Origin of the sequence: Neptuniibacter sp. QD72_48 (genome assembly GCF_047778065.1) — a bacterium.
In the GTDB taxonomy this organism is placed as follows: Bacteria; Pseudomonadota; Gammaproteobacteria; order Pseudomonadales; family Balneatricaceae; genus Neptuniibacter.
Genome location: NZ_CP180547.1, coordinates 1,254,063 through 1,274,244, shown reverse-complemented (window position 1 = coordinate 1,274,244; position 20,182 = coordinate 1,254,063). Strand labels below are relative to the sequence as shown.

Here is a 20,182-nt window from a genome sequence, read left to right as displayed (position 1 = left end):
GGAGCCATTTTATTTACATAAAAACTTCCTAATATTAAGGTAGCACAAACTACTACAATTAAACTTAATATGTAAAGCAATAAGACAGAGGTTAAATATAATTTTTAGCCGCATGCAATTGTCCAAAACAAAAAAAACCACATGAATCGATGTGGCTTTTTACTAGGACTAGAAGCTTTTGACTCAGTTTAACGCTGAATATCTAACTGCCTTAAACGGTCAATTGCTTCAACTTCACGATCAATGTGATCCATCTCCGATTCAACATCAGAGATATAATCAATACTATCACGTACCTGTTGATCAGCTTGTGTGGAGGACTCAACCAAACTCAGCATTTCCGAGCTTAAATTTTTAGAGCTATCCGAGATCTGCACCATAAACTCTTCAGTATCAGTGATTGTTTCGCGGATAGAATTGATAGAGCTTGTAACCGCATCAACTGTTTTACCCGTTTGATCCAAACTTTGCTGGGTATTATGCGAAAGTTGACGAACCTCATCTGCTACTACGGCAAACCCTCGACCCGCTTCACCTGCTCGTGCCGCTTCTATAGCAGCATTCAAAGCCAACAAATTTGTTTGATCAGCAATACCCGAGATCACGCTCAAAATAGATAGTACTTCTTCAGAGTTATGCTTCAGGTCTTCAACCTTAGTGTGTAAAGCTTGACGCTCACTACTCTGGGCTTCGATATTTTGAGAGAAGCCTAAAAATCTACGTTGAATATCATTCAGCACACTACCCGTACTTTGTGCATAACCCGCAACTTGACCAAAGCTATCGACCATCTTACGCAGTAACGGACGGTATTCCCCCATGCATTCAACAAGGTTACTTTGCAGTAAGTTAATCTGTTCCAGACTATTGATACGAGAATTTAAGAAATATTGACGAAAATTACTGTAGTGGAATGGGAACTTATCCGCATACTCATCTTTAAACTGTTCGCCCGGCTGTACTTTAAAAAAGAACAGCGCTGTTAGCGTCTGGTTCATATGTACGCCCAGCAGCTCACCAAAGGTCGAGAAGCCTGCTACTTTTATGTCGTCAAAATCATGAACTTGAGATAAGTTCATCGCGTTGTTTAAACGACGTAAAACACAATCATTTGCCAACATAGCTACAGGCTTACCTGGCTTGCCATGCATAAAGTTGCGGAAAGATTGACTCGTACTTTGCGCAAAATCTTTCGCTTTAACCAAGAATAGGCGATCACCAAAGTCTAAGTCACAAAAGAACGCGATACTGCCATCGGCTTCGTTTATACCTGCGATAGAACGTACGAACAGCTCACCACCAATCTCTACCGCAAATGAATAGCCATTCAAAGCATCACCTAAGTTAGACGCCGAACAGTTAAAGTGTTCACATAACAGATCAACAATGCTGGTTAGCTGATAGTTGCCATCTTTGATAACAGATTTAACTACACGAGAATGTACATCGGATTCTGCAATAACAAAGGAAGTCGGTGTTTTTTCAAAGTTATGTGACTTAAATACGCCATAACGAGTATTTTCAGCTAACTTAACGAAGATCACTACAGCTTGGTTATGTGCGACGCGATCGCCGTCATAAACCAACGCTTGCTGGAAATCTAACTTACCACCAGCTGACCCCCCAACGAAATAACATGGGAATTCACCACTTTCATACAAACCTTGCATGAAAAAGTTTTCACTTGCTGATAAACCATCGAAGAATGTCAGCGCTAACGTATCTTGATAGTTAATGTCGAAAGGTACATTAACGCGACTAAATTCTGCAGCAAGTTTATTTACACGCTCTTTACGCGTCATCGTTACATTGCCAGATCGAATATCTTCACAATGCAGAGGGATAGAGCTGATATGAACATCTGCAAACACAGCTTGGCTGTAGCTTTGGACAACGATGTGATCCCAATGGCTATCTGCTTCGTGATAAAGACTCGCCCCACACGAACTTAATTCCCCTGCGGTCATGATGCCGACTACTTTCGAGACATCCGGCAAAGCCGATTTTAGCTGTCGAACAGTCCCCTCAAAATCTAAGTGAGGTGATATAAATGCCAAAACCAGCGCAGTAGGTGATCCCTCAAACTTCAGTGATTGGAGATTTTCAGCGGAAATTTCTCTGCTACTTAACGACTGGACCTTAATAACATCGTTATCTTCAACGTTACTTTTGGAGGTTTTTTTACGGCCAAACCAAGACATTCTTCATCCACCCTTTGCCATTAAACGCAGTTATTTTTCTTAGAAAGATTGCGTTCTAGCACTATATAACTACAAATCTTTACAGACTATTCTGCTCTTTATCGCATTAAAGCTACTCATGGGCCTTTGAAACAACCGTATCAGGCAAAAACACTACTTAAGCAGCAACAAAACAAAACCAAAGCACTACTATGTTATAGATCCTTCCTTCCCTTTCGTAAAGTAACCCTAAGTAATTAAAGGATTTTATTCATAGAGGGACCTATCAACAAAAAAATGAGTGCTATTGCGACGTCTATATAGGGCTAACTATAGCTGATGCCATTTTCAAACATACCTACTACACGAAAGCGGCAGGGGAAGGAAAGTAAACGAATTTCTATTAGATGAACTGAAAAGCCTCGAATTGTCAGGCAGCTTGAAAAGCTGCCCTATTAACCTGATATCAAATTACCAAAGAAGTAGATACAGTAACTTTTCCCATAATAAGCCTACAAAATAGACATCATCCAAATAACCTAAGTCAGCTTAAACTCTCCAACTAAACGCTTCAAACGGCTACTCAGCTCAGATAAACGCAGATTAGATTCTTGAGTTTGGCTCGCTCCATCGGCATTAACCTGTGCAATTTGATCGATACTCAAAATACTGCGATTAATCTCTTCAGAAACGTGCGCTTGCTGTTCTGAAGCTGTCGCAATCTGAGTATTCATCTCTGTAAGATGATTAACTGAAGTGATAATACGTTCTAGTGCAGCACCGGTCTCCGCTACTTGTTCAACCCCACTGGCAGCTATGACCTTACCTTTATTCATCACATCCATCGAACTACGCGCATAGCCTTGTAGATCGGTAATAATCGTATCAATTTCCTCGGTTGAAGCTTGGGTTCTTTGTGCAAGATTACGCACTTCATCAGCCACAACAGAAAAGCCTCGGCCGCTGTCTCCAGCACGAGCAGCTTCAATTGCAGCATTTAACGCCAATAGGTTTGTTTGGTCGGCAATATCTCTAATGACTTCGAGAACAGTCGTTACAGAATCACTTTGTTTATTCAATCTTTGGATAACTTGGGTGGCTTGCTCGACCTCAGATGCTAATGCATTAATCACATCGATGGTTTGCTCTGTTACTCTTAAACCTGTTTCAACATCATTTTGTGCTTGATGTGTTGCTGCCAGTGCCTCGCTGGTACTGCATGCAACTTGCTGTACCGCTGAGGTCATCTGATTAATAGCTGCTGCCGCTTGGCTAGTGTCTTGTTGTTGCTGATTAATGGAAACCTGAGTTGTGTCTACATTTTGAGAGAGTTGCTCTGTAGCCTCAGCCATCACTTTTGTGGATTCAGCGACATCACTGACGGTCTCTCGAATTTTATTTACAAACGTATTAAAGCGGCTCGATAACAGAGCTATTTCATCGCTGCCTTTCACTTCTAATTCTACCGTTAGATCGCCACTGCCACTGGCAATCTCTTTCATATGCTGGGAAATTCTACTGATGGGGTTTGCAAGCGATCCGGCAAGCTTTAAAGCCACTAGTACAATGATGATTAATGAACTGATTAGTAAAGAGCCCAGCAGCCACTGCAGATCATATATAGGAGCAAACGCTTCGGCTTCATCCACTTCAGCTAATAAGGCCCATTGCAAACCTTTGATAGTGACGGGGGTATAGGAGGATAAAACCGGATTACCGTTGTAATCGATAATAATGTTTGTTCCGGTCTTTTGAGCTAAAGCGTCATTCGCTGCTTGGGTATCAACCTTGCCTTTCTCAGGATTTGCGAAAGATGCCAAAACTGTATGGTGAATAGGGTCCAAAAATGAGTCAGATCGCATTAAATGATCAGGTCCAACCAAATAGGTCTCCCCAGTTTCACCTAAGCCATTACGTTCCCCCATAATGGCGTTGATATCAGTAATCGATAGCTGTAAAGCAACCACCAGCTCTATCGAGTCTTCAGCATTCTTGATAGGCAGTGCTATAAATGCAGCTGCCGCACCATTTGAAGGAGCGTAGGGGGCAAAATCAATAATCCCAAACTTTCCAGAGCCTAAAACCTGCTTAAATAACCGGGCTAAATTTGAATCGGCATAAGTACCATTCATTAGGTTTGTTCCGAAATCAGGTTCCCTCTCGACCGTATAAAAAATATCGCCCTGGGGATTAATCAAAAACAAATCATAGTAGCCGCCTTGTTTTTGAAAATTCGCATATGCCTTATCCGAAGAAGCGGAGACGTGATACGGTTCTAAACTATCTAGCTGACTAGCCTGTCTTAAACGCACAATTTCAGCCAATTGGTTTAGATCAATCTCCCTCTCTGCAAAATAATTCTCTATTTGGCTCTTTTTTATTTCCCTTATACCGGTCAGCTGTTGATAAACAGAACGTTCAAGTGCATCACTGCTATCGATAATCGCCACACTGATAGCAATTAATAAAGGAACGAGTCCCATCAAGAGCAATGACATTAAGATTTTTTTACGAATGGTGAGTGAACGGAACATCACACGGCCCTCCATGGAACAAATTTAATTCAACATCCCTGCACAATTTATGCGTGCTTCAACCACTGTAGACCAAATAAAGTAAACTGCCATTTTTACTAGTCCCACCACTCCAATACCTACTTGAGCAATTTTCATACAAAAGAGCTTCGCCGTTTACCTAAAAGATCTAGGGTCAAAAGGAGTATTGATCAAACAATAAACATGGATTATAAATACATTTATAAGGCGTTTTTTCTACAACAAAAATAAATACAGTGAGGATGTAAAATGAAACTCCTATCCACTATGGCAACAGGCCTGTTAACGACGACTCTATGCTGGGCGGGTCCAGGCGATCAGGTTGATTTTCCTGCAGACTATAAAACCAATTTCACTCCTTATTTGTCCCTTAATCGCACTCAAAATCACGACCAATACATTCGTTTGTATATCAACGATAAAGGTCTGAGCGGTACGCAGGAAAATGGCCAATTACCTTACGGTTCTGTCATTGTGGCAGAAGTGTATAAAGCGAAAAAAGATGACGAAGGTAATGTACTTACCTCTAAACTCGGTCAACGCCTAAAAGATAAATTTGCACTGGTAGCGGTTATGGAACGCCGTGAAGGTGCTGCGACTGAATACCCTAAGGGCATGGGCAATGATGACTGGGATTTTGCTGCATTTAAACCGGATGGCAAACGTGCCAATAAAGATCTAACTGCTTGCGCCGCTTGTCATGCACCTTACAAAGACAGCCATCACTTGTTCTCTTACGAACATATCCTTACAGAACAAGCAATGAAGTAACCTGTCTGGTATAGCTAAACCCTGCTTTAATCAGGCATTATATTTAAAGCAGGGTTTTATTTTTCAATACCATTCAAATTATTGGCAAAACACATGGATGCGAAAAGCGCTCAGGAATACTGTCTATCCCGTCCAGAATCACAACTGGATTTCCCCTTTATGCCTGATGTACCGGTCTTTAAGGTCAAAGGAAAGATGTTTGCCTTGTTAGGGCAGTGTGGAACGACAGGCAAAGAGTTAGGGCCTGAATTTGCAAATTACCACTTCCTTAATCTGAAATGTGATCCTGAAGAAGCGATTATGCTGAGGGATGTTTTCCCTGAAGTACGTAGCGCTTACCACATGTCAAAGAAACACTGGATAAGCGTTGTTTTAAAAGATTCCATTCCTACAAAAGAGATCGAACGCCTTATTGATCGCTCTTATGGCTTAGTCGTGAAAAGTTTAAAGAAAGTAGAACGCCAACAACTTGAGCGCTTATATTCCAAAGAAGAGCTCTATCGTTAACTTCATCTATATACCCTTCCCATGAGAATTTGAGTGTTCAGTTAGCCAAGCAGAATAATCCTCAGGCGCAATTGGGGGAGAGAAATAGTAGCCTTGTGCCATATGGCATCGATGCCGAATCAAAAAACTCAACTGATCAGATGTCTCTACCCCTTCTGCAACCACTTCTATATTTAATGCTGCAGCCATGGAAAAAATAGCATTTACAATCGCGATATCACCCTGCTCAAATGGCAAGGTATGAATAAAAGATCGGTCGATTTTCAAAACATCAACAGGCAACTGTTTAAGATAGCTCAAAGAAGAATAACCTGTACCAAAGTCATCCATCGCAATAGAAACCCCGAGTGTTTTCAGTTTGTTAAGAGTACTTACAGAATGTTCAATGTTTTCTATGACTGCATATTCAGTAATCTCTAGCTCAAGCTGCCCCGGGTCTATATCAAAGCGTGTCATTCTCTCCAGCAGATAATCAAATAGGTTAGCGTCTTTAAGCTGTCTCGGAGAAAGATTGATAGCAACTTTATGTCCAACGATTCCCTCCTCTTTCCATTCAGCTAACTGCTTACATACTTGAAAAATTACCCAATAGCCTAAGTCGCAGATAAGGTCGCTCTTTTCTGCTATCTCTATAAATTGATCTGGGTGATAAACCACCTCGCCATCATCAAACCAGCGAATCAACGCTTCAGCACTGTCATAAACATACTTGCCATCTTGTATTCGAACTTTAGGTTGATAGAACAATTGAAGCTCGTTATTACTCAGCGCTTGCTTGAGCTCTTGTTCAATTCGCTGTTGAGCCTGCCTTTTCAGTTCCAAATCAGAGGAGAAAAAGCGTACTTGCCCTCGGCCAGCTTCCTTGGCCTGGTACATAGCAGTATCCGCCTGAATGATAAGGTCTTTTCCATTATCAGAGTCATTAGGAAAAGTAGAGATACCAACACTCGCTCCCGGTTTTATTACATGACCATCAATAATAAAATCTTCACCGGCTTGCACAACCAGATCATCAGCGAGACCAATGAGGTCAGTGGCATCATCAAAATGGGTTACAATTACAGTGAATTCATCGCCACCAATGCGATATAAATTATCCGAATCCCTTAATCGCTTTTTAAATTTTTCAGCAGCACTGATAAGTAGTTTATCCCCGACGGCATGCCCAAACTGGTCATTTGCCCATTTAAAGTTATCTAAATCTAAATAGAGTAATCCCACTTTAGATTTTTCCCTTCGTGCACGTTTAATCTCTTCATCTAAACGCATCAAGAAAGAATGACGATTAGGCATATCAGTCAACGAATCGTAATAAGCTAAGGCATGGAGCTTTGCTTCCGACTCTTTTTTATCTGCAATATCCGATAAGACACCAACATATGTAACCTCATCGTCTTGGCGCTCTACCCTATTTAGATTTAACCAGCCAGGGAAAGTACTTCCATCTTTTTTCCGCCCAATAACCTCACCCGACCAACTACCTTCGTGAAGAAAGTTATCAGCAACCATTGCTCTAAAATCCACACTACTATCGTCAAGAGGTTGGATATCAGGAAGCAAACCTAAGATCTCGCTTTCTTGATAAAAGGTTATTTTGCTGTAAGCAGGATTAATATCGACTAAGCTGCCATACTCATTGGTTACAAATACAGCTTCATCTAAAGAATCTAAGGCTCGTTGAGCAACTTGAAGTGAGCGCATGGGAGATACAAGCGCAAATCGTAGAATGATATAAAGCGAACCTACAAACAGCAGACTAACTACCGCTACTTGAGTAATTTCAACGATAAGATTTTGGTAGAGGCTTTCGGTTAAAGCTTTATCGCTGTAAATTACCTCCACATTACCGATGCTAACCTCACCACTTTTTATCGGATAGCGGATTCGGTTATCAACGCCAGCCCAAACACCAGCGTACTTTTTCTCCTCAAATTGGCGAATCTCACCATCAATTTTGATTCGTCCCATGTAAAGGTGACCAAAATTCCCGTAGACCTTGATCCCCTCCACAAAGGGTGAAGCCATTTCAGAATCTAAAATAGCGGAGGCTAACTCTACGGAATAAGTACGATCATAAGCTTTTTTATAGACGTTCCAGATTGTAGGCCTAACCGAATTAGCCACGCGCTCTGCAACCGAGTGGCCTCGCTCTTGCAGATTGCTCTGCATTAATTCGGAAGCAACGCTAAATCGCACGATCACAAAAACAGTCATTACCAAGAAAGTGATTAAACTCAGAATGACAAGGAGACGAACGGTCAGTCTACTAAACATTATTTATCGTATGGCCCAAACCATTGATAATAGTTGTTGTAAGCGTCCTTGAACTCTTGTTTTTTCTCAATGATTTTCTTACTCAACGGATCACGAGAAGCGTAGTCTTCTAAGATGCTATCAGACACAAGTCTCCAACGCTCAATATCCTCGGGGCTCCATGTATTGATATTAAAATCATTCGCTAAGAATAGATTAAAGGCCTCAAAATCTTCCGTCTTCGCCTTCAACGTAGTGGTTAAAGTATAGGACTTAATTGCCGTTTCAAGAATAGCCTGCAAATCGGGTGGTAATTCATCGAAGGCCTCTTTGTTGATTAGGAAATCAGCGAGTACAGATGGTTGCCAGATTGCAGGGACAATTGCATGCTTACTGATATCATGCAAACCAAGATTCCAAGCCCCACCTGCGGTGGTCCACTCCACTGCATCAAGATCACCTTTTTCCAGCGCAGGGCGTATCTCCTGGGGCACAGTTGGAAGTGTATAAGCGCCAGCAGCTGCAGCTAAAACTTCTCCCGGTAACCCTGGTCCGATACGAATTTTTTTAGCGTGAAGATCATCTAGACCTGTAATCTCAGTTTTCGACAGTAACCCGAACTCCATTCCAGCCCACCAAGCTGGACGCCACATTATACCATCAGGGTTTGCTAGTTCATTTGCTAGTCGTTGGCCTTCTCCGGCATAAAAAAACATCATCGAGCCATCAAGGTTCATAAAATCAAATGGCCCTGCATTCATCAAAGCCCAAGCTGGATGCTGACCTGACCACCAATTCGGCCAACCATTCCCCATTTCAACTCGACGCTCTTTAACCGCATTATAGATATCTGGGCCACCTGTAATTACACCACCAGGGTGAGCCTTAATAATTAAACGCCCACTACTCATCGCTTTAATATTATCAGCAAAACGCTTGAGTTCTTTGAAATCAATACTGGTTTCAGTCGCCTGTGACTGCAACTGCCATGTATATATCTTTTCTTCTTTCTCAGTGCAGCCAGAAACTCCCAGCAGTAACAACATAGAAGAGAAGGATAAAAGAAGGCACTTTAAGACCTGATGAAACATAATCTACTCCAGACAGACTATAACTTCACAACTGCAATTGGGTTCAAAATTAACTATAGAAACTAATGCGCTTCTGTCTATTCACTATCTTTCTCAAAGTGTAATAGGGATCTAGTTAGCTCCATTGGTATCACAATTCCCTTATTAATCATAGGATTATTAACTTAAAAACCTCTGCAAAACCTTTTCACTTCAATAAGTTAAGATCTAAATTATTTTTAATAATCAACGTTACTATAAAGTACGCAAACATTATCAAATTGAGTTCCTTTAGCATGGAGGTAGGAGGAGACACATGAAAAAAAGTACCGGAAACAACTACAGGCGTCGCTTATGTAAAGTAATCGACTATATCTACGAGAATCTGGATAAGGATTTAGATGTGAACATTCTGGCTGATATTGCCGCTATGTCCCCCTACCATTTCCACCGGATCTATCGAAGAGTCACTGATGAAACCATTAACGCTACGGTACGTCGTCTTCGCCTGCAAAAAGCAGCCTTAAAACTCATTCGGACTGATTTCTCAATACTTACCATTGCGCAATCAGTTTCCTATACCAGCTTAGAAGCGTTTAGCCGTGCTTTTCATAAGCAATACGAAGAGACACCTAGTGCATACCGAGCAGGCCATAAACAGTATTCGCCTCAGGAAAAGAGTTTTCAAGCTAATATCCAACATATAGTGCAGGAGCAACGAAACATGTTTAATGTTGAATTTATTAATCTAGAAAAGCAGGGTCTGATCGGGTACGAACATCAGGGAGACTACATGAATATAGGGCAAGCATTTGAAAAACTGTTTATATTTGCCGGAACTCATGATCTTGTCACAGACAAAACTCGTTCGTTTGGTATCTACTACAATGACCCAGGCAGCATAGAAAAATCTGAACTACGCTCCCATGCCTGCATGACCATAGAAAAACCTCTGAGCGAAGCCGATTCAAACCCACCAGAATATATGGAGATACCCGCAGGCAGATGCGCAACAATTCTATTTAAAGGCCCTTATTCAGAGCTAGAAAAACCGTATGATTGGTTCTTCGGAGAGTGGCTACCACAAAGTGGCATGGAAGCAGCCGACTTTCCTCCCTTCGAAGAGTATCTAAATGATCCCAAAAATACGCCTCCCTCAGAACTACTTACGCGCATATATTGCTTAATAAATTAAATAAACATGTATAGAGCAGGCTCCCCAGTACTTATAAGCCTGCTCCATACTAATTAAAACAACCGTTTACAAAACAGCAAATTAACCTTTATTTTCAAATGGTTATTTACTCCTCAAAGTCCCTCAGAAAGCATCATAAAAACAATACCTTCGGTTACTTATATGATTCCTAATATAAAGTGATCATCGATTGAACACCAATAAGCGGAAATTCGATATAACCTAATTACTAAAGGGTCTAAGTACGATGGTTGTCACTAAGATGTCTGTTACTCACAAGTTAACAGCAATCATCCTGTTATTACTCAGTGTGAGTATCGCTATGAAGGCGTTCGACCTCTGGGAATACAGAGCAGATTTATTACAAGAACGAAAACTTCAGTCCAATCATGCTGTATCTATGGCATACAGTATTATTGATCATTTCCAGCAACAGCAAACTGCAGGTGTTTTGAACCAAACCGCCGCTCAAACTCAAGCACTTTCAGCCCTTCAAGCGATGCGCTATGACAATGACAATTATGTATGGATCAATGATCTTGATGCTCGCATGATCATGCACCCCATCAAGCCTGAACTTGATGGCAAAGATATGAGCAGTTTTAAAGACGGCCAGGGCAAATCCCTATTCACAAATATTGCTAATACTGCACGTCAAAATAACGAAGGCTATGAAGATTATCTATGGCCTCGACCAGGTAAAAGTATCGCGGTAGAAAAGATTTCCTACTTCAAACTTTTTGAACCTTGGGGTTGGGTGATCGGTACAGGCGTTTATGTTGATGATTTAGATGCCAGTTTTTATTCAAGACTAACAGAAGCTTTAGTTTTCCTGGCTGTTGTTATCCCATTCGTCGTTTGGCTATCTAGTATCATTTCACGCTCTATCACTCAGCCACTGAGTCACATGACCAAAGTTATGGAGAATGTCGCTAAAGGCAAACTAATGGCTCGAATTGATATTAAAAACCAAGATGAGTTGGGCGATGTTAGTAAAGCGATAAACCATACCCTTGATATCCAACAACAGCTGATTCAAAAACTGACTAACTCAAGCCACCATATTCTGAGTTCAGCAGAACAAATGGCTTCAACAACTGAACAAACTTCCGCAGGCGTTAAACAGCAACATGGTGAGACTCAGTTATTGGCAACCGCTATGCAAGAGATGTCAGCAACTGCACAAGATGTTGCAAACAATGCCCAACAAACTGCAGAGATAACTGTGCAAGCAGAAAGTACTGCACGCTTGGGAGATGAAATTGTTCGAACCACAATCTCTGCAATTAATGATCTCGCTGCGCAAGTTCAGTCCCAAGCCGATGTGATTACTAAGCTCGAACAAGACACGCTACAAGTAGAAAGCATTCTCAGTGTTATCCGAGATATCTCTGATCAAACAAATTTACTTGCTCTAAATGCTGCGATTGAAGCGGCACGAGCAGGTGAGCAAGGTCGAGGGTTTGCCGTAGTCGCAGATGAAGTCCGAGTTCTAGCAAAGCGCACATCTGAATCAACTGACCAGATTCAATCACTGAACGACCGTCTGAAAAACGCCTGCCAAGGTGCAGTCAGTATGATGAGCAACAGTCATTCTGAAGCGCAAAACTGTATTGATCGTGCTGCCTCAGCTGGTGAACACCTCAATGACATCGTACTCAATGTTCAGCAGATCATGGAAATGAACAGTGCTGTTGCTGAAGTAGTCCAACAACAAAGCCAAGTAGCCGAAGAGATGAGTAACAACCTAAATAACATCTCAATGATTGCGGAACAAACCCAAGGTGGCGCAACACTTACAGCAAACAATAGCGAACAGCTCGCTTCTCTAGCACGAGAGCTACGTCAACAAGTTCAGCACTTCCAAGTGTAATACTTAGCGAGGGGTAATGGTGCAATGCCATTACCACTCCTTATTGTTTAATCCCTATTAATCTATTTCTTCTCTTAAGGTTCTCGAACACATCAACTCCCCTCTATCATTAGCTTTCGAAGGCTGCTATAAAAAAGGCAATACTAATTGAGCCTAATTGAAAATAATAATAACGAGGGTCTGGCATGCGATTCTTTTGGTGTTTTTTTCTATTATTCCTGCCTCTTCAGCTCCACGCTGAAACTATTCAAATGCTCAACTGGGACGCCTACCTAGACCCTAAAGTAAAACAAGAGTGGGAGACCAGCACTGGTCATCATGTTGAAATCATTAAGTTCGATAGCGATGAAAAACGCGACGCCCTACTCCTTGAAGCGCACCAACACAATATCGACATTGCGGTTGTTGACGAGATCGTTGCGGAGCGTTTCGGTGAAGAAGGACGATTTGTAGAGATCCACGAACAGAATTTGCCCAGCATTAAACTGATAGGGAATTTTTGGCGTGAGCGATGCGGAAAATATGCAGTTCCCTATTTTTGGGGAACGTTAGGCATAATCTATAGATCTGATAAGGTCAGCCCTCCTAGTTCTTGGAAAGAAATAATCCAGCCCTCCGAAGAGCTGAAAGGTCATATAGGTATGCTAAATGATTACACCGATCTATTAGCGCCTGTACTCTTTATGAATGGTGATCCGCTAAATACTGACAATTTAGATATTTTAAAAAGAACCTTTAATGCCTTAAAGGACCAAGCTGACTATGTTCTAACATACGATTACCCCATCACCTTTCTTGAATCGTCTCCACAAGCGGACCAGCTTTACATGACCGTTGGATATGGAGGCGATCAATTAGCGATGAATGAAAGGGTTGGAAAAGAAGGTCTATGGAAATACGTTGTTCCTGAAGAAGGTACCGTACTTTGGGTTGACTGTTTGGCAATACCTTCTAACTCCAAACATATTGATACTGCTCTAAATTTTATTGAATACTTAAACCAACCTAAAGTTGCCGCGGAGAACGCTGAACGCCTCCACTACGCCACTCCTAATAATTCAGCAATGGCAGAATTATCAGAAACATTTAGGAATAACCCCGAAGTATTCCCTAGCCAAGCGATTCAAAATAAAAGCGAACTCTATAAAAAACTAAGCAACGAAAATATTAAACAACGCCTACGAATCACGAATGCTATAGTTAATATTCATGAATCTAAACAAACGCGCTAGCTTTTTAATACTGCCGATTATTTTTGTCAGCTATACGCTAGCCGCCTTGGTTGCGTACGAGCAACAAAGCCAATCCATTCAAAGACTAGAACAACACAAACTAAATCTACGTTTAAGTGCACTTCACTCTGAATTTTCAACCTATGATCGCTTCCTTGATGCCTACCTTGTGTCATTACTTGAAGGTGAAACGCTGGAAAACTTCATTAGAGACACGAGTAATATTTACCGGGATCGGATGCTGACAAACAATTTAGAATCGGCTATCGAACGCTATTTCAATAATTTGACTGAGTTCGTGTCCCTAGCGGTTCTAGATGCAAATGATGATGTACTTTTTTACATAGAAAACAGTACTGACCCCTTTTCTACCATTCGAAAAGAACAATTACGTCTAGCAGAAAATATCAGGGCAAAAAAGAAACTGAATATTTGGGAGCACCACTTTCAAACTCAGGGCTCCATAATGCAACAAGGGATTGCGATCGATTCACGTACCCTTACCACCCCATTACTCATTCAACTGGAAGATACATTTAAAGTCATTATCGCGGCAAAGCCGAAAGCATTCGATTCACTGTTGCAAGAAGTACAAGAAGAGTTCCAAGCAATCGTCGTATTTTCCGATAAATATAATCGTCCCCAAGCCAATAAGTTGTACGCTAATGTCCAGCTAAAATCTAACTACTATTTAGGTATAACTCCTTCACCGGCTTATTTAGGCAATCTACTTGCCAACCTTAAACAACGCTTACTCTTCATTGTTATTCTAGGTTCTTTAATAACCTTCACATTACTTCAACTGTTAATCCGGAAATTTATCACAGCCCCTATTTCTCGACTTGATAAGCAGCTGACTGAGATTACAACACACGAAAGACAAAATATTGATCCTCCACAATCAGATGACGAAATTGGCAGGCTTGGTCGGAAATTCCATAACCTTTATGAACAACTGCATCAGTCCTATCAAAAAAGCCACCTGCAATCCCGAACTGATGCGCTTACTGAATTGCCCAACCGCGCAGCCTTCTACGACATTGCATCTCATCAAATAGCAGAAGCTGAAAAAACCAAAAGTTTGATCAGTTTGATCTACCTAGATTTAGATAATTTTAAGTTTGTAAATGATAAGTACGGTCACGAGGTAGGAGATAAATTACTGCAAGCAGTAGCTATACGATTAAACAATATTATCAATATCACCGCCAAAAAATACGACGCGGAAGCTCCCCAAGCCTTCCGTCTCTCGGGGGATGAATTTATTGTACTGTTGCCAAATGTATCAACCGAACAGGCTCTAAAACTATGCGAAAAGATTTTGCACCTTTTTGCCGATGGTTATCATTTTGAATTAGGTCATTTCCCCGTTACAGCCAGTATCGGCTTAGCTACCTACCCTCAAGATGGCCATACACTCTCTCAGCTAATATCAAACGCTGATTTAGCCATGTATCAAGCTAAGAAATCAGGTAAAAATAAACAGGCAGTCTACTCAAAAGAGCTAGCTAAGCGGGATCGTCAAAGGAAAGAGGTTGAAACTAAATTAAAGAACTTAAATCCAGACAAAGAGTTCACGCTCAACTATATGCCAATCATCAATAAGGATGGTTCAATCAAAGGCTGTGAAGCTTTGCTGCGCTGGCACTCTAATGAGTTAGGGTTTGTTCCACCCGACCTTTTCATTCCGATTGCTGAGAGTACTGGAATATTTGAAAAAATTGACCTTTGGGTCGCCTGCAAAGCCCTAAATGACCTATCCGAACTGAATGATCTATTTGGAGAGCACTTTGAACTCTCTATCAATATTTCATCTGCGGAGATCGGTTCTGAACGTTTTATAAAAACTATCAAGAAACTCAGTGCTAACACCCAAATCCCACTCAATAAAATAATTCTGGAAATCACTGAAACTTTTGCCTTAAGCCAAGAGCAGAATGCCTTAGGTTGGCTGAGTGAATTACAAAGTTTAGGTTTTCAAATCGCTATTGATGACTTCGGCACGGGCTATACCAGCCTGATGCAGATGGTGGATTATCCAGTAGACATCATCAAATTTGACCGCGAACTCGTTAATAGAATAAGCATGCCTGAGAAACAAACATTGGCAAAAGCCTTGGTAGATCTATGCCACTTCCAAGATATTACAGTCGTAGCAGAAGGGGTCGAAACTCAAGAACAACACTATCTGCTTAAAGCTGCAGGTTGCGATTTCCAACAAGGCTATTACATCGCAAAACCTATGCCCATAACAGAGTTAGAAAGCTGGTTAACAAACTACAAACTATAATTGCTAGATAAGAATTTTCAGTAAGGATAAATGCCTTCTCCTCCCTACTCGAAGGTATTAATTCAGGTCTCAGTCAAAATGAAGCTGCTATCTCCAATCTTTGTTATTTTTGCAATAACCGCCAATTACGCTGCAGGTTCACAACTCGAGGTAAATCTCACTGCAGGTGAATACCCGCCCTACCAAAGCCAAAAATTAAAGCACTATGGAGTAGTATCCAGAATCGTATCAGAAGCCTTCGCTTTAGAAGGTGTACAAGTCAACTTTACATTTATGCCTTGGAAGCGAGCGTACCCCTCGATTTTAGAAGGGAAACTAGATGGCGTAGGCTACGCGACTAAAAAAAAGGAACGAGAAAAATATTTCTATTTCTCTGAACCGATTTTTCAAAAAACACGTGTTTTTTTTCATCATATAGATCACTCCTTTGACTGGAATACTATTGAAGATCTGAAAGGGCTACAAATTGGGGCGTTATCTGGATATGCCTATAACGACGAATTCGATCTCGCGGCAAAACAACGAATAATTATTGTACAAAGGGTAGAGACGCACCAGCAAAATATTGGAAAGCTAGTATTAGGCAATAGGATCGATCTTGCTATTAGTACCATCAATCAAGGTTATGACGTCCTACAAAGGGCATATCCACAGGCTAAAAAATTTATAACCTACCACCCCAAACCACTGCATTCACCCAATATGCATCTAATGCTTTCAAGGAAGGTAGAGAAAAACAAAGAGCTTATTGTTTTATTCAATAGAGGTTTAAAGAAACTCAAAGAAAGTGGAAAGTTGGAACAGTACTTTAAAGAATCACAGCAGGGTGAGTATTTGCCTTAACTCCCTGCTGATTAAAAATTTTCCGTTTTTAACTTTTAATTTGGATTATTAATACGCCTCTGTTCCCCAGAGCGGTACTGTAGATAGGCTGTGTTTGTAACTACCCGACGTTTCCTTAGTTGAGTAAGATACATACATTAAGGTTTTTGATTTAGGATCGTAAATTCGACGAATCTTCATCGATTTAAAGAAGATGCTTTTTGATTGTTTAAAGACCACTTCACCTGATTTAGATTTATCAATCTTCTCAAGCATTGCTTTATTAATCACACCGGTACGGCGGCAGGCGATGGAGGAATCACTTGGGTCAGCAAAATCTAAGTCTGCTTCTATACTCGCCACATGACAAGTCACTCCAGTCACTATGGGGTCAACCAAGACACTAATCTTAATATCCTTAGTGGTTAATACACCAAGAGAGACATCGCCCACTTCCTGTTCATCACTACAAGCAACAAGTCCTAAAATACTTAAAAACAAAATCAATTTTTTCATTATCAATCCTTTGTTAGGAACAGCCATTGCTAGTTTACCCAATTATTTTGAACTACACGCTCTGATTCCCTTCTAACTGAAAAAGGAGCGAGTTATGTGTAACAGGTCACGAGAATCTAACAGTAATAAACAGCGCTATCTACGCGATAGCCTACTAAAAAGAGTTCTCTATTGGCTAACCCATATTCCCCTTCCGAGCCCAAGTATTCAACCCTGAGCCCAAAAGGGAAACTATTCACAATCTGGGGCAGCTAATTAGTCCGTATGAAAACGCGTCATCAGATCGTTTAATCTGTTCGCCTGATCATGCATTGATTCAGCAGCTGCAGAAACCTGCTCAACCAATGCTGCATTTTGCTGAGTTGAATCATCAATCGAAATAATAGATCCACTCACAGAGTCGATGCTATCTGCTTGATTTTTACTAGTAGCAGATATCTGACCTACCAATTTTGACATCTGCTCAATGCTCTCATTAATACCTTGAAGAGATTCAGAAGAAAGCTGAACTTGATCCGCCCCTTCTTCAATTCGGTCTTCCGTATCAGAGATCAGTTTTTTAATATCGTTAGCCGCTTGAGCAGATCGCTGTGATAGCTGACGAACTTCGCTTGCAACGACCGCAAATCCTCGCCCTTGTTCACCGGCCCTTGCAGCTTCCACCGCAGCATTAAGCGCTAATAAGTTGGTTTGGAAAGCAATGCTATCGATGAGCCCTGTGATCTCATTAATCCGTTTACTCGAATCTCTGATTTCCGTCATCGCAGCGATAGCCCGAGACATCACTTCCGTACCTCTTTTTGAAAGCTCCTGAGCTTGATCAGTCACCTTATTTGCTTGCTGCGCATCACCCGCAGTAGTTCGCCCAGCGATGCTAATCTGCTCCATACTTGCACTGCTTTCTTCTAAAGCAGCAGCTTGCTGTTGAGTACGTTCTGAAAGATCGTGATTCCCTAATGAGATCTCTTTGGTCGCCCCTGCTACATCTCGTGCAGCATTTCTTACCTCTTTAACTAACGTGCCCATACTTTGTTGACCAAAGTTAATCGAAGCCTGTAACTCTTCAAATCGACCTGAATAGATTCCTTCAACTCTTGCAACTAAGTTACCTTCAGCCTGTTGCGTTGAAACCCTGACGACCTCAGCCGTAGCTGCGCTAATTGTTTCTAAAGAATCATTCAGGTTTTCTTTCAGTGTGTTGAGCTGCCCAGGTAAAACATCGTTTATCCTGCCATCAAAGTCACCCTGAGCCATTGCTGCCATGATGCAATTTACACTCACAATCGCACTGCCGATATTGGCCATAGCATCCCGAGTTGTCGTTAACATAACCTGATACTGGCCCGGTAATTCTGTTTCAATTTGACTATCAAACTCACCAGCAGAGAGTTGCCCCATCAACTTACCAATCGCGTGCATACTTGCTTCAGTTTGATCGGCACTCTGATTAATCGCTGTTTTCAGATCGGCAAGATCACCTTTCAAGTTACGCTTAACCCGAGTCGAAAAGTTCCCCTCTGCCATCTGACTCATCACTTGCTTAGTATCAGCTAACGCTTGTTGAGTCATCTCCAATAGATTATTTACAGCAAGACTGGCCTGACCAATTTCATCTTGAGAATTCACGGGAAGGCGTGCAGAAAAGTCGCCTTTTTCTTCAACCTCCGAAATCGTTTTCGATAAGCGTAGGATTGGTCGCGTGATCCCCGCAGAGATTTTCCACGCAAGAAAGATAATTATGGCGGCACCTAGAACACCGATAATCGCAATAACTAACTTTAGGGTTGATACTGCTGCAAAGGCTTCGGCTTCATCAATCTCTACTAACAGGGCCCAATTAACCCCATCAAGATCCAAACGCGTAAATGACGACAATACAGGGTTACCATTGTAATCTACTATCAACCGGCTCCCCGTTTGACCATTTAATGCAGCCTTCACTGCTTCAGTCTTAACACTTCCTTTTTTAGGGTTGGCAAATGAAGCTTCAACAGAATGATTGACTGGATCAAGATAGGAATCAGAACGCATAAGATAGTCGGAACCCACCAGATAAGACTCACCGCTTTCCCCCATCCCTTCGCGGATTCCCATTATCTGATTGATCGGATCAAGAGGAATCTGCAGAGCAACAACTTGTAGCAACTCACCAGCATCATTAAATACTGGCGCCCCGATAAAGCCCGCAGGTGCGCCATTACTCGGCGCGTAAGGTTCAAAATCGGCAATGGCGTAAGACCCTGTCTGAACCACTTTACGGAACAGATCTCCTAAGTTGGAATCCTGATACTCTCCATCTATTAAATTAGTTTGATAGTCTGCTTCCAAAGCCACTGTATAGGAGATAAAACCATCAGGCTCAATCAGGAACAGATCGTAGTAACCGTAACTATCTAAGTACTTTGAGAATAGATTATTACCTTCGGCATTGACCTCCAACAGGACGTCGGACAATGTATCAGTCTTGATAAATGTAGCTACAACATTGGACAACCCCAATACATCGCGCTTACTGACCTCAAAGAAATTCTCTATCTGTTTAGTTTTAATACCACGAACAGCATCTAACTGCTGATAACTCTGCTCGGATAAAGAGCTACTGGCTTTGTAGATAGCGATCAAAGCCAATACGGCAAATGGGATCAAACCGATTAACAAAAAGTTGATTCTCAGCTTTTTACTAATGCTCATACCACTGAATAACGTTTTACTGCTCATTTCAAAGCTAGCCTTTAGGTCATTAACTACAAAAAATCACACTTAATAACGCAAGTATACTGCACCAATTTGGCGCAATTATTAACGGACAAATTGCAAGGAAATAAACCCTGAGGTGATAACTAACTATTTACACTTCATAAAAGAATGTTAGCTATACTGGAAGTAGTTTTAGCTTCTAAGAAAGCCGACTTTCTGGT

General features: G+C 41.3%; 13 protein-coding genes. 7 read left to right on the top strand and 6 right to left on the bottom strand.

Annotated features, from left to right (window positions below; translation table 11 throughout):
• Positions 1-188 precede the first annotated feature (188 nt).
• The gene (locus tag ACMXYX_RS05525) at positions 189-2,201 is read right to left on the bottom strand and encodes a methyl-accepting chemotaxis protein (RefSeq protein WP_415883938.1); all 2,013 of its coding nucleotides are present in this window, start codon (positions 2,199-2,201) and stop codon (positions 189-191) included.
• Between the two features lie 518 nt (positions 2,202-2,719).
• Positions 2,720-4,714: a methyl-accepting chemotaxis protein gene (locus ACMXYX_RS05520; RefSeq protein WP_415884642.1), complete on the bottom strand. Its 1,995-nt coding sequence runs from the start codon at positions 4,712-4,714 to the stop codon at positions 2,720-2,722.
• Between the two features lie 270 nt (positions 4,715-4,984).
• Between ACMXYX_RS05520 and ACMXYX_RS05515 the strand changes: the two genes are divergently transcribed.
• Together ACMXYX_RS05515 and ACMXYX_RS05510 are read left to right on the top strand one after the other, a co-directional pair.
• A complete protein-coding gene (locus ACMXYX_RS05515; protein WP_415883937.1) occupies positions 4,985-5,506 on the top strand; it encodes a cytochrome P460 family protein in 522 nt (173 codons plus the stop codon).
• A gap of 93 nt (positions 5,507-5,599) precedes the next feature.
• The gene (locus ACMXYX_RS05510; RefSeq protein ID WP_415897850.1) at positions 5,600-6,013 is read left to right on the top strand and encodes an MmcQ/YjbR family DNA-binding protein; all 414 of its coding nucleotides are present in this window, start codon (positions 5,600-5,602) and stop codon (positions 6,011-6,013) included.
• A 6-nt stretch (positions 6,014-6,019) separates the two neighbouring features.
• On the opposite strand, the gene ACMXYX_RS05505 is transcribed toward ACMXYX_RS05510, so the two are convergent.
• On the bottom strand, positions 6,020-8,287 hold the full coding sequence (locus ACMXYX_RS05505; RefSeq protein ID WP_415897849.1) for a putative bifunctional diguanylate cyclase/phosphodiesterase: 2,268 nt from the start codon (positions 8,285-8,287) through the stop codon (positions 6,020-6,022).
• Complete coding sequence (dctP, locus tag ACMXYX_RS05500; RefSeq protein WP_415883934.1) at positions 8,287-9,357, bottom strand: TRAP transporter substrate-binding protein DctP; 1,071 nt, start codon at positions 9,355-9,357, stop codon at positions 8,287-8,289. Before dctP ends, ACMXYX_RS05505 begins: the two co-directional genes overlap by 1 nt.
• Positions 9,358-9,652: 295 nt before the next feature.
• Between dctP and ACMXYX_RS05495 the strand changes: the two genes are divergently transcribed.
• The 5 genes from ACMXYX_RS05495 to ACMXYX_RS05475 all read left to right on the top strand — a co-directional run bounded on the left by ACMXYX_RS05495 (position 9,653) and on the right by ACMXYX_RS05475 (position 16,769).
• On the top strand, positions 9,653-10,531 hold the full coding sequence (locus tag ACMXYX_RS05495) for an AraC family transcriptional regulator (protein ID WP_415906617.1): 879 nt from the start codon (positions 9,653-9,655) through the stop codon (positions 10,529-10,531).
• Positions 10,532-10,778: 247 nt separating this feature from the next.
• Entirely contained in the window at positions 10,779-12,404 is a 1,626-nt protein-coding gene (locus ACMXYX_RS05490) for a methyl-accepting chemotaxis protein (RefSeq protein ID WP_415897847.1), read from the top strand.
• Between the two features lie 185 nt (positions 12,405-12,589).
• Positions 12,590-13,636, top strand: a complete 1,047-nt coding sequence (locus ACMXYX_RS05485) for a spermidine/putrescine ABC transporter substrate-binding protein (RefSeq protein ID WP_415897846.1) — start codon at positions 12,590-12,592, stop codon at positions 13,634-13,636.
• The gene (locus ACMXYX_RS05480) at positions 13,614-15,926 is read left to right on the top strand and encodes a putative bifunctional diguanylate cyclase/phosphodiesterase (protein WP_415883930.1); all 2,313 of its coding nucleotides are present in this window, start codon (positions 13,614-13,616) and stop codon (positions 15,924-15,926) included. Before ACMXYX_RS05485 ends, ACMXYX_RS05480 begins: the two co-directional genes overlap by 23 nt.
• 78 nt (positions 15,927-16,004) lie before the next feature.
• Positions 16,005-16,769, top strand: coding sequence for a substrate-binding periplasmic protein (locus ACMXYX_RS05475; RefSeq protein ID WP_415906616.1), 765 nt, complete (start codon positions 16,005-16,007; stop codon positions 16,767-16,769).
• Between the two features lie 48 nt (positions 16,770-16,817).
• Here ACMXYX_RS05475 and ACMXYX_RS05470 read toward each other — a convergent pair whose 3' ends face one another.
• Positions 16,818-17,264, bottom strand: coding sequence for a CreA family protein (locus tag ACMXYX_RS05470; protein ID WP_415906615.1), 447 nt, complete (start codon positions 17,262-17,264; stop codon positions 16,818-16,820).
• 255 nt (positions 17,265-17,519) lie between these two features.
• The gene (locus tag ACMXYX_RS05465) at positions 17,520-19,982 is read right to left on the bottom strand and encodes a methyl-accepting chemotaxis protein (protein ID WP_415906614.1); all 2,463 of its coding nucleotides are present in this window, start codon (positions 19,980-19,982) and stop codon (positions 17,520-17,522) included.
• Positions 19,983-20,182: the final 200 nt, after the last annotated feature.